This is a genomic window from Pseudomonas sp. SDO5522_S412 (genome assembly GCF_054071215.1).
This window is the reverse complement of record NZ_JBSVWQ010000061.1, coordinates 19,780-31,148: the sequence shown is the minus strand read 5'-3', so window position 1 is coordinate 31,148 and position 11,369 is coordinate 19,780. Positions and strand designations below refer to the sequence as shown.

At 62.6% G+C, this 11,369-nt stretch carries 8 protein-coding genes; all 8 read right to left on the bottom strand.

Features of this window, described 5'->3' with window-relative positions:
- Positions 1-80 precede the first annotated feature (80 nt).
- A complete protein-coding gene (locus ACW9I6_RS15330) occupies positions 81-3,551 on the bottom strand; it encodes a hypothetical protein (protein WP_457339507.1) in 3,471 nt (1,156 codons plus the stop codon).
- Between the two features lie 106 nt (positions 3,552-3,657).
- Positions 3,658-4,389, bottom strand: coding sequence for a UTRA domain-containing protein (locus ACW9I6_RS15325; protein WP_008433158.1), 732 nt, complete (start codon positions 4,387-4,389; stop codon positions 3,658-3,660).
- Positions 4,390-4,471: 82 nt separating this feature from the next.
- Positions 4,472-5,845 carry an LLM class flavin-dependent oxidoreductase gene (locus tag ACW9I6_RS15320; protein WP_008433157.1) on the bottom strand — a complete coding sequence of 458 codons (1,374 nt, stop codon included), beginning with the start codon at positions 5,843-5,845 and terminating at the stop codon, positions 4,472-4,474.
- Positions 5,846-5,870: 25 nt separating this feature from the next.
- On the bottom strand, positions 5,871-6,701 hold the full coding sequence (locus ACW9I6_RS15315) for an amino acid ABC transporter permease (RefSeq protein ID WP_177054080.1): 831 nt from the start codon (positions 6,699-6,701) through the stop codon (positions 5,871-5,873).
- The gene (locus ACW9I6_RS15310; protein WP_008433155.1) at positions 6,698-7,516 is read right to left on the bottom strand and encodes an ABC transporter substrate-binding protein; all 819 of its coding nucleotides are present in this window, start codon (positions 7,514-7,516) and stop codon (positions 6,698-6,700) included. Before ACW9I6_RS15310 ends, ACW9I6_RS15315 begins: the two co-directional genes overlap by 4 nt.
- Before the next feature lie 139 nt (positions 7,517-7,655).
- Complete coding sequence (pnuC, locus tag ACW9I6_RS15305; RefSeq protein ID WP_008433153.1) at positions 7,656-8,237, bottom strand: nicotinamide riboside transporter PnuC; 582 nt, start codon at positions 8,235-8,237, stop codon at positions 7,656-7,658.
- A gap of 15 nt (positions 8,238-8,252) precedes the next feature.
- Positions 8,253-9,089, bottom strand: coding sequence for a 5'-nucleotidase, lipoprotein e(P4) family (locus ACW9I6_RS15300; RefSeq protein ID WP_177028588.1), 837 nt, complete (start codon positions 9,087-9,089; stop codon positions 8,253-8,255).
- Between the two features lie 12 nt (positions 9,090-9,101).
- The gene (locus tag ACW9I6_RS15295) at positions 9,102-11,249 is read right to left on the bottom strand and encodes a TonB-dependent siderophore receptor (protein ID WP_457339506.1); all 2,148 of its coding nucleotides are present in this window, start codon (positions 11,247-11,249) and stop codon (positions 9,102-9,104) included.
- Between the last annotated feature and the right edge of the window lie 120 nt (positions 11,250-11,369).

Sequence of the window (11,369 nt, the reverse complement as noted above, 5' to 3'; positions counted from 1 at the left end):
ACTGAAAATGTTGACTGACCCACCGCCTTCGCGAGCAAGCCCGCTCCCACATGGGTTCTGCCGGGTGTCAGGAAGTTCAGTTATGGCTTGTCCACATCATGGTACTCACCCCCATACCCATCCCCCACCCGCCAGATAATGTCGTGGTTCTCATTGGTCCATTCCGACGGTTTCAGCGAGTACTTGTAGTCCTCTGAGTTACGGTTATTCCCGTCCCCGATAAAGTCCGGGTGGTCCCGCCGATGGTCGCCCCCGCGGATACTCGACCGCGCATCCCACTCTTCCTTGCGGAAATCAAAAATGCTCTGGTCCTGCGGCGCATCCCGCTGGCCCCAGTCGGAGAGGTAGGTCTGCAACCACACGTATGCTTCATCCCCGTTGGGCTTGAGCAGCCCGTCCTGCTTGAAGTCCTGGATCTGGTCCCAGTTCTGCATCGAGATCTTGTGCAGCTTGTGGGACTGCACCGTGCTCAAGATCGCCCCGACAAACGACAACGCGCCGGAGATCAAGAAACCCACCGGTCCCAGGAACGGAATGATCCGCCCGGTCACCCCCAGCGTGCCCAGCACGCCGCCGGCCGCGCCCACCAGGCTGCTGACACCACCGGCCATCGACAGTGAGCCCGAGGCGATTTTCACCGGGTCTTTCTCGCGCACACCATCACGCAAGGTAAACGCCGCCTGCACCACACTGATCACGCCGCCTGCCACGTCGGTGGCCATGCCGATCACCTTGATCGCGCTGCTGGCGAACTTCGCGCCAAAACCGGCCCCGGCCACGCCGCCGCGGCTGGCAATGCCTTTTTCAATGCCTTCCTGGATCTTCGCCGCACCTTCGTCGCTCCAGCCGCCGCTGTTGAGGGCCTTGCCCACGTCCTTGCCGTCGTCCATGGCCTGGTCGACGATCTCGAAGTACTTTTTCTGCACCGCCTCGGCGTCCTTGGGCAGCGCGTGGTACCCCTCGCCAGGCTTGGCCCACAGGTCGGGCAGGGAACGGTCGAAGCCCATCAGCTTGTAGGCGTTGGTGCCGCGCAATTTGTCGTAGACCTTCAGGCCCAGCGTGGCGAAGTGCGAGCCGGTGCCGAGGAAGCCGAGGAAGTCGTTGGCGATGCCCAGGCGCTTCATCGGCGTATCCGCCAGCTTGCCGCCTTGCCCGGCGAGTTGGTAGACGATGCGGCCCATGCCGATTGCGCCGCCCACAGAGCCGAGTACGCCGTTGTCCTTGAGGAAGTTGAGGTTCTTCACGAACGAACTGCGGTTCTCTTCGCTGAGGCCCGGCATGATCTCCTTGCTCACGGCCTTGTCGATGTCGCTGAAGCTGATCACGCCGTTTTTCTGCCAGGTGTCGCCGAGGGAAATCATCGCCTTGCCGAAATCGGCGGCGGCGTTTTTGTCCTTGAGCAGTTGGTCGACGAACTTCGAATACACACCCAGCGCCTGGCGCGGCAGGCCGTCGGCACTGCCCTTGAGCATCGACAGGATTGCCATGGTGTTGTCGGTGGTGGCCAGGGCGGTGTTGTCGTCGGAGATCTTGGTGGGATCGTCCATCAGCTTTTCAACGGCATCGGTGTAGCCGTCGATCTGCAGGTTTTGCAGGAAGTTGTCGGCCTTGGCCGGGTCGATATCGGCCAGGGCGGTGTAGGCGGTCTGGATTTCCTGGGTGGCCAGTTCGGTCTTGCCGCTGTCCTGCAGGGACTTGATGTACTGGGTGAAGTTCTCCGAGGAGGTGCTGTCGATCAGGCGCTGCCTGGTCTCATCGACCTTCGCCTGGCCGCCGTCGACCTTGCCCAGGGCTGCGTCGTGGTTGGCCTTGATGTCGTGCTGGATGGTCGAGTCGCCGAGCAGGTCGTTGATGGTCTGGTCGATGGCCTTGGTGTCGAAGATGTTGTCGCGTACGTCCCGCGAGGTCACGTCGATGGGCGTGGTGGCGATGCCCTGGTTGCCGAAGCCGTGCTCGGGAATGATCGACATGCCGTTGTCGGCCATGCTCCTGGCTTCCACCGCCCGCAGGAACTTGGCGCGCGGGTCGTCCTTGCCGATGCTGCCGTCCTTGACCCCGGCGCGGTAGCTGTCCACCAGGGTCTTCATCGACAGGTCCTGCACCGACAGCGGGTTGCCGCTGTCATCTTTCTCGGTGGTGGTGAGGTTGTCGACGGAGACGTCCTTGAGGGGCGGCAGGCCGTTGTCGGTGCGCAGCTTGTCGACGTCGGTGGTTTGCGCGGCGATGTCGCTGCGGTAGCTGGAAATCTGCTCGAACATCTGTGGATTGCTGTCTTCCGACACCACGATTTTCTCTTCGCTGCCCCCCGGCTTGTGCTGGGTGAAGGCGATCAGGCCCGGGCCATAATCACCGGCGCCGCCGACGCTCATGATGTCTTCGGTGGAGGCCAGGTAAGCGTCCGGGGCGGCGAGGGTGTAGCCGTCGCCCTTGGCCTTTTCGATGCCGGCCAGGGTTTGGCCCTTGCTGGTGTAGGCGGCGAAGGCTTCGGGGGTGATGTCCTTGGACACCACCAGCAGTTTACCGTCGGCCTGGTTGACCACCAGGATGCCGTCCATGGGCGCGTCGACCTTGCTGATGTCGCCCAGCTTCAGGCTGGCCTCGTCCTTGCGCAGCAGTTCCTGGCCGGGCAGGGACTGGGCGTTCTTGATGTAGTCGAAGGCCTGCGAGCCTTCGCTGGCGTGCACGGCGTGGAGGAAGTTGTAGAAGGTGCCGCCCGCGTTGGGGTTGGGGTTGCTGAGGTCGGCGCCGGGCTGCGGCAGGTCGGCTTCGGACTTGCTGATCGCGTACTTGTGGCCCTGGTGTTCGAACAGGATCACTCCGGCGCTGCTGTCTTCGGACACCACTTTCAACTGGCTGAAATCGAGGTCGCCCGGCAGGCTGGTGACTTCTTCATAACCTTTGGATTTGCCGTCATTGAGGGCTTCCTTGGTCACCCCGGCCTGGGTGTAGGTGCTGAACGCCTGGGGCGTGAGCAATTCGGAAATGACCAGAGTCTTGCCGTTTTCAAGGCTGACCTTGAGGATGCCGTCTTCAGCCTTGCCCACGGATTTGATGTTGGCCAGGCGCACGCCGTCGCCGTCTTCGCGCAGCAGTTGCTGGTCGGGGTTCTTCAGGCTTTCGACGATGGCCTTGCCGGCCGGGGTGCCCTGGGTTTCGGCCAGGGTCTGGAGGAAGGTGTACAGCGGGGTACCTTCGTCGGGCCCGCCCTGGTTGACCGGGGCTACGGCATGGCCGAAGCGCAGGTTTTTCAGCGCGTCGAAACCGTCCTGGGCGTTGGCTGCGCCCTCGGCGCTGATCTTGTATTTGGCGCCGTCCTGTTCGAAGTAGATCACCCCGGCGTCCTTGTCTTCGGAAATGACCTTGAGCTTGTCGATGTCGAGTTTGGCCGGGAGGGCGGTGACTTCCTTGTAGTCCTCGGGCTTGAGGGTTTTGTCGCCCAGCCCGGTGCTGGCAAGGATTTTGGCTTTGTTCAGGACGGCGTCGAAAACCCGCTCGGGAGCGTTGGGTTGATCGACGCGGGGCGACGCGGATTTTTCGGGGCGGGTGATCATCGGTTCAGTCCATGTGAGGGGCGCACGAGGACTCGATAGTAGGGGCTGCAAGCGAGTGAAAACGGGTTCGTTGGCAACAAGTCACAAGCTTTCACAGGTGTGAAATTCACGTCCCGGGGTAGCGCGTCTCCATCACGACGGACAATGCATCCGGACGCCAGAATTCCTGGTCAAACTCCACCGGCTGGTCATCCTCGCCGAAGTTCAAGCGTTCCAGATACACGCTGGTGGAACCGGTGGACAATTGCAGCAACTCGGCCTGTTCTTCATTCACCGTGCCAATGTGCATCTCCAGCTCACACCGCGACAGCACCCGGGAAAACCGCTCCCGCAGCAGTTGGGTCAGCGAGGTATTCAGGTCAGCCTCCAGCAGCCCCGGGCACCAGCTGGCCAGCAGTGCATTGAACTCCAGCAACACCGGCCGCCGGTCGATCCAGCGCCGCCGTTGCAGGAAAAACACCGGCTCATCCGCCGACGCGAGGCCCATCCGCCTGGCCAGCCAATCGCCCGCGGGGCGCAGCTCTGCGTGCAGGCATTCGGTGCGCGGCGTACGGCCTTGGGCACTTACGTAATCCATGAAGCCGCTGATGCGCGTCGGGTCATAGCGGATGCGCCGGGGGCTGACAAACCAGCCGCGACGGTTTTCCCGGTACACCAGGCCCTCGGCTTCCAGCTGCTGCAAGGCCTGGCGCAAGGTGACCCGGGTGCAGCCGAAGCGCTCGATCATCTCCCGTTCGGACGGGAATTTCTCATCCGCCTGCGGCACACCCGCCGCGATATCGTGGGCGATCTGTTCGCGAATGCGCTGGTAGTGCGGTGAAATCGGGTCGAAAGGCATCCTGGGGTTCCGTGTGCAGGCCTGGCGTGGGCGTGACTCTACCGTTCCTGTTGGCGCAGGTCACGCAGTGCCCACCAGCACCTTACTCAAAGCGGAACGAAGCCCCATGGGCCGAGGTTGGCAAGCGGTCACTGCCGTCGGCGCTGAGCCGCGAACGCAGGGTGCCGGTCTGCGGTGTGGTGCGATACAACCCACGTTTTTGCAGGGCCGGGATCACCAGTTCGACAAAGTCATTCAGCGAGCCGGGGCTGATCAACGGGTTGAGCATGTAGCCGCTGGTGCCGGAGATTCTGGCGTGTTCCTCGATTTTTTCCGCCACCTGCTCCGGCGTGCCCACCAGGATCAGGTCGCTGCCCCGCGTCACGTTGGCGAAGCGTTGCTTGACCTCGCCGGCGGTCAGCGGTTTACCGCTGCCATCGGGTTTCATCACGTAGGAGGTCATGCCTTCGGTGTGAGTGGACAGTGCTTCGCTGTCGGCGTAGCGGCTGATATCGATACCGGTGTCGCCAGCGTAGCTCACCAACTGCGCCTGCAGGTGATAGTTGCTTTGCAGGGTCTCGTATTTCTTTTGTGCTTCGATGGCGGTGGGGGCCGTGACGATGCGCAACACGGTCAGGGATTTGACGTCTTGCTGACTGCGCCCGCGGGCCTCGGCCTGGCGCCAGATATCTTCCAGCCCCTGGCGTATCTCCAGCGGGTTGGATTTGGCGATAAACACCAGCTCTGCATGTTTGGCCGCGAACTGCCGGCCACGGCCCGACCAACCCGCCTGGATCAGCAGCGGAGTGCGTTGCGGTGAGGGGGACGTGAGGTGCGGGCCGGCCACCCGGTAATGGTCGCCGGCATGCTGGATCGGTCGAACACGCGTGCCATCGGCATAGGTGCGTGCGAGTTTGTCGGCGAGCACCGCGTCATCGGCCCAGCTGCCTTCCCAGAGCTTGTACACCACGTCGAGAAACTCTTCGGCGCGTTCGTAGCGGTCGTCGTGCTTGATCATCTGCTCCAGGCCGAAGTTGCGTGCGGCGCTGGACAGGTAAGAGGTGACGATGTTCCAGCCGATACGCCCATCGGACAAATGGTCCAGGGTGCTGAAGCGCCGGGCGTGGGTGAATGGGTGTTCATAGGTGGTGCTGACCGTGACGCCAAAGGCGAGCTTTTCGGTCAGGGCCACCAGTGCGGGAATGATCGTCAGCGGGTCGTTGGCCGGCGCTTCCACCGCCCATTTCAACGCCGCCGCTTCGGACCCGCCAAACACATCGTAGAAGCCCAGCACATCGCCGAAGAACATCAGGTCGAGGTTGGCTTCATCTGCCGTGCGGGCCAGGTTCGACCAGTACTTGAGGGTGTTGATGCCCAGGCGTTCATCCGCCGGGTGGGTCCACAGGCTGGGCGCGCCGCCGCAGCCGACACTGGCTTGTTCGTACAGGCCGAATAACAACGGGGTTGGATCAGACATTGTGCTTCCTGCAGGTAAAAAGCGGTTATCGCCCGTGAAGGTAGGCCTTGCCGTAGTGCCGCTCCAGGCGTGCCTGGATCAGTTCCAGGCCAATGGAGAGCAGCCAGTAGATGACGGCAGCGGTGGTGAGCATTTCGATATAGCGGTATGAGGAGCGCCCGTAGGACTGCGCGAGGAACATCACTTCCCAGACGCCCATGACCGAGACCAGCGATGAGTCCTTGAGCATCGAAATGAACTGGCTGGTGGTCGGTGGAATGATGGTGCGCATCGCCTGGGGCAGCACGATCTGCCAGAACGTCACCGCCGGGCCCATACCCAGCGCCGCCGCTGCATTCCGCTGGCCCTGGGACACTCCGATGATGCCGGCGCGAAAGATCTCGCTCAGGTATGCCCCGTAGTTCAACGACAGTGCAATGATCCCGGCGCTGATGGCGCCCGGCACTACGCCCAACTGGGGCAGGCCGAGGTAGATCAGCAAAATCTGGATCAGCAGCGGCGTGCCGCGAAAGAACGAGGCGTAAAAACTGGCAATCCCGAACGCCACCGCGCTGTTCGACAAGCGCGCCAGGGCCGTCGCAAACCCCAGGGCCAGGGACAGCCAGATCGAGCAGAAACACAGGAACAGCGTCAGCGCCGCACCCTGCAGAAAGCCGTTGGGCGACAGGTGCAGGCCCACCAGGTTTTGCCACTTGGCCGCGACGATCGCAAACTTCAGGTCGAAGCTCATGAACAGCCCGGCGAACAGGCACAGCATCACGCCCCAGGTCAGCCACAGGCGCACCTGGAAGGGCAACCACTGGCGTTTGACGGGCGGCGGTTTCACCACAGAGGTCGGGGTGGGGAAAACGCTCATTGGGTGATGTCTGCGCCAATCCATTTCTGGGAGATCTTCGTCAGCGTGCCGTCGCTTTTAAGGTCGGCCAGCACTTGGGTCAGCCTCGCGTCCCATTGGGGGTCGCCTTTTTCGGTGGCGACCACGTTGGGCTCGCTGTAAAGCTGTTTGCCGACGACCTTGAAGCGTGGGTCATGCTTGATTCGCTCATTGGCGGTCACCAGGTTGGTGAGCATTGCGTCAAGGCGTTTGCCGGTGCCGAGCGCCAAGTCCTGGAAGGCCACGATTTCATTGTCGTAAGGCACGGCTTGAATCTGGCTGAACGGGTATTCGATTGGCGTGTTGGCGCCTTCGATCACCAGGTCTTTGTTCAGGTAGGCCTCGTAGGTCGAGGCGCTGCCCACGCCGACTTTTTTCCCGGAAAGGTCACTGGCCGAGTGGATGGAAGATTCATCGGCGTTGACCACGATGACCGCCGGTGAGGCGTAATACTCGACAGGAAAATTGAACACTTGCCCACGGGCGGCACTTGGGGTCATGGAGCAGATGCACACGTCATAACGCCCTTGCCAGCGGCCTGCTGCGATTACTTCCCAAGAGGGTGTTTCCAACTTCAGGGTGACGCCAAGTTTGTCGGCCACGGCCTTGGCCACGTCGACGTCGAAGCCATCCAGCTGGTTTTGTTCATTGAGAAAAGAGAAGGGCGGATAGTTCTCCATCAGCACGCCAACCAACTGTTTGGATTGCGTGATGCGATCCAGCGTTGCCCCGGCGAACACCGCCGGGCTGGCCACTAACAGGGCCAGGCCCAAGGTCACGACAGTACGTAAATTCATAAATATACCCATGGGATTTTTTATATTTAAACGCGATAAGGGCTTTATGTTTAATGATTTTATGTACTGTAATGCGTTGTTTTAGTTATATGTTTTCCCAGCTGTTGGCCTGGCAACAGTTGGGAAACAAACATCGTGTTCAAGCAACTGAAAGTTGCTGTTCCTGTTGGCGCAGGTCACGCTGCCACGACACCAACCCATACGCCGCCAGCACCACAAACCCGGCATACAGCGCAGCGGTCAGTTGCAGGTCCTTGTACACAAACAGGCCCACGTAGACCGTATCCAGCACGATCCACAGCCACCAGCTCACCACATACTTGCGCGCCGCCCACAGGCTGGCCACCAGGCTGAAAGCGGTGAGCAGCGAGTCGAGCCACGGCAGTGCGGCATCGGTGAAGTGGTGCATGGCGGCGCCCAGCAGCAGCGCGCCGATCACCCCGGCGAGCAGGTGCCGCCATGCTTCCTGGACCGGCAGCCGTTCCACCCGCACCTTGCCCGCGTCGATGCGCCCGGTGCTCCAGCGCCACCAGCCGTAGCCCTGCAACACAGCGAAGACCAGTTGCAGGAGCATGTCGGAATACAGCTTCACGTCGAAGAAGATCCAGCCGTACAGCAACACCGCGACCACGCTGACCGGCCAGCACCAGCGCACCCGTCGGGCGGTGAGCCACACCCCGGCAATATTGAAGATCACAGCGACTATTTCCAGCGGCGTCATACGGTCCCCTCAGGGTCAGTTTTGCAGGTGCAGCGCCTGTTGCTTGAGCTGGCGCTTGCGTTCAAAGGGCAGTTTTTCCTGGTCGCCATACGGCGCGCTGTACCAGTTGCCGTAAGTCGGGTTGGGCAGCACGAACCAGCGCTGGCCGAGCCAGCCCAGGTAGGGTTCGGCGGCCTTGCGCTGGGCGTCCAGGGTGTTGTGTTCGGCCTGCACGAAATCCCCCAGGGAATCACCCGCCAGGATCAGCACGCGGGCGTGTTGGGCGACCCATTGGCGTCGGCAGTTCTTGCCGTAGCCGGCGTGTTCGCAGCCGCCAATGGGCGTGCCGGCAGCCAGTACCTGCTGCTCGCTGTCCACCGGAAAGCCCCGCAGGCGCAGGTTGTTGACGGTGGCCTGGACCTGGCTTTGCTCGCGGTTGGTGATGTAGTACACCGTGATGCCTTTGTGTTTGGCGGCCTGCAGGAACGCCACGGCGCCCGGCAGCGCCTGGGCCTTGGCCTGGTCGACCCAGGTGTTCCAGCGGTCGTAGGAGTAGACCTGGTTGTTGACGACGTCCCGGGCATTCAGCGGGATGTTGTCGAGCACGGTCTCGTCGATGTCGACGATCACCGCTGGCGGCAGCCCGGCCAGATTGCGCGGTGGCAAGGGCAGGGCGTCCCAGTCCGGGGTCTTGAGGGCCACGTCCAGTTGGCGAGTGGCGTTGGCGAACACCTGGCGGTAGATCAGCTCGTGCTCGATGGAGGTCTGGGTCCACAGCACCGCATCCAACTGGTCGTTGGCGGGCGGTTGCTGCTGGCAGCCGACGAGGGCGGTGGAGAGCAGGCACACACTGGCAAAAATCAGATTACGCATGAACAGTCAGCCTCAAAAATTGACGGTGGCGGATAACCGCGCGGTGCGTGGCGCGCCGAGGAACAGGTAGCCATCGCCCGCCGATTCACCCACATCGCGCCAGTAGCGTTTGTCGAACAGGTTGTCGACGGTCAGGCGCAGCACAGTATCGTAATCACCGACTTTGGTGCTGTAGCGTCCGCCGACATCGAACACCGCGTAGTCGTCGACCTTCACGCTGGCCTCGCGGTTCGCGTACTTGCTGCCGCTGTATTGCACGCCGCCGAGCAGGGCCAGGCCCTTGATCCCGGGAATGCTGTAGTCGCCGTGCAGGCTGGCGCGCAGCTTGGGCACGTTGATCGCCTGGTGGCCGTCGTAGTCGTCGGTGCCGCTGCCGCTCACCCGGGCGCGAATCGCCGCCACGCTGGCGGACACTTGCAGGTTGTCGGTCACCCGACCATTGGCCGAAAGCTCCAGGCCGACGTTCTTCTGCTGGCCCTGCTGTACGAAGGTGATGCTGCCGTCATCGTTGGGCCGGTTGTATTGCAGGTCCTGGGTGATCTGGAACAGCGCGGCGGTCAGGCTCAGGCGCTGGAAGTCACGCTTGATCCCCACTTCCAGCTGGCGCGAGGTGGTCGGCGGCAATACCTCATCGGCGTTGCTGCTGAACCATGCCGCGGTGCCGCCCAGGGACAGGCCCTTGCTGTAGCTGGCGTACAGGGTGGTGTCCGGGCGCGGCTTGTAGATCAGCGCCACCTGGGGCAGGAATACGCTGCGCTGGGTATGGCGGGTGGTGTCGCCGGCCTGGTCGTAGGTTTCTTCGTCGAGGCGCACCTGGCGCCCGCCGAGAATGGTTTGCCACTGCTCGTTGAAGCTGATGCGGTCGCTGGCGAACAGCCCGTATTGGCGGCTGTCCAGGCGCCGGTAGGTATGGCCCAGCGGCCCCTCGTAGGGGTCAAGCACCGGCGGCTTTTCGTAGATATTGCCCTCGCCGATGTATTCGTTGACCGATTCACGCCGGTCCACCAGGCGGCGGAAGGCAGTGGTGCCGAAGGTCAGGTCATGCTTGAGAAAACCGGTGTCGAACTGGCCGTTGAGGGCGGCCTGGGCTTCTTCGTTGCTGCGGGTGTCATCGGGGCTGCGGTAGTCCGAGATGTCGTAGTCGCCCTCGGCGCTGAAGTGGTTGGGCACTGCGGTGTTGGCGCAACTGGCGGCGCCGTAGCAACCCCAGGCGAAGGTGCTGTAGTCGTCGATCACCACGCGGCTGCGGGAGGCGCTGAAGCTGGCTTTCCAGGCCTCGTTGAAGCGGTATTCGAACAGGCCGTCGAGGTTCAGCGACTTGATGCCCACCGGGTTCGACCAGCTCTGGTAGCCCAGCAGATCCCGTGGCGACACGTTGTGGGGCACGGTGGTGCCGCCGAGCAATTGGTATCCGGGCACCGAGCGTTGCTCGCGGTTCTGGTATTCGGCGTTCAGTTGCAGCAGGGCGTTGGGGCTGATGTTCCAGTCGATGGCCAGGGAGGCAAAATCCCGCTGGCCGTCGGCGTGGTCGACGTAGGAACGGATGTCTTCGTGGGCCAGGTTGACCCGCACCCCCACCTGCTGCTCGGCACCGAGCCAGCCGCCGACGTCGGTGGCCAGGTAGCGCTCGCCGTGTTCGTTGGTGGAGACAGTCACCGAGCGCACGTTCTCCGGGCGCTTGCTTACGTAGTTGATCAAGCCGCCGGGTTCGGACACGCCGCTTTGCAGCCCGGACAAGCCCTTGAGCACTTCCACTTGCTGCTTGTTTTCCAGTGCGACGTTCTGTTCGCCGGTGATGGTGCGACCGTTGATCTTGTAGCTGCTGGCCGGGTTCAACGAGAAACCGCGCACCACGAAATTCTCGTAGTAACCCACCGGCGCATAGCTGTCGCCGACCGAGGCGTCATTCTTCAATACTTCACTGAGCAGGCGGGCTTGCTGGTCTTTCAGGCGAGCCTCGGTGATCACCGCCACCGAGGCCGGGGTGTCCAGCAGCGGGGCGTTATCGAAGCCGGCGACAGCGGCCTTTTTCGCCTGGTAGTCGGTGGCCTGTTCACCGACTACGGTGACGGTGTCCAGGGTCGCGTCCTGGGCGTGGGCGGCCGTGGCGGCGAGGGTGATGCTCAGGGCGAGCAGGGTGTGACGGTACGGTGTTGCCATAAAAGGAGCGCTCCAAGGGCCTGCCCGCTGGCGCCTCGCGCTTTATTGGGCGCAAAGGGGCCCAGCGCTGCGCAACGGACGGGTTGCCAGTACGAAATTAAAAAGCCGGGGTCGCCGCAA

What these genes read in the sequence shown, in the direction of transcription:
- ACW9I6_RS15320 (WP_008433157.1), bottom strand. Translation starts at nt 5,845, where the DNA reads ATGTCTGATCCAACCCCGTTGTTATTCGGCCTGTACGAACAAGCCAGT.
- ACW9I6_RS15315 (WP_177054080.1), bottom strand. Translation starts at nt 6,701, where the DNA reads ATGAGCGTTTTCCCCACCCCGACCTCTGTGGTGAAACCGCCGCCCGTC.
- pnuC (WP_008433153.1), bottom strand. Translation starts at nt 8,237, where the DNA reads ATGACGCCGCTGGAAATAGTCGCTGTGATCTTCAATATTGCCGGGGTG.
- ACW9I6_RS15325 (WP_008433158.1), bottom strand. Translation starts at nt 4,389, where the DNA reads ATGCCTTTCGACCCGATTTCACCGCACTACCAGCGCATTCGCGAACAG.
- ACW9I6_RS15310 (WP_008433155.1), bottom strand. Translation starts at nt 7,516, where the DNA reads ATGAATTTACGTACTGTCGTGACCTTGGGCCTGGCCCTGTTAGTGGCC.
- ACW9I6_RS15295 (WP_457339506.1), bottom strand. Translation starts at nt 11,249, where the DNA reads ATGGCAACACCGTACCGTCACACCCTGCTCGCCCTGAGCATCACCCTC.
- ACW9I6_RS15330 (WP_457339507.1), bottom strand. Translation starts at nt 3,551, where the DNA reads ATGATCACCCGCCCCGAAAAATCCGCGTCGCCCCGCGTCGATCAACCC.
- ACW9I6_RS15300 (WP_177028588.1), bottom strand. Translation starts at nt 9,089, where the DNA reads ATGCGTAATCTGATTTTTGCCAGTGTGTGCCTGCTCTCCACCGCCCTC.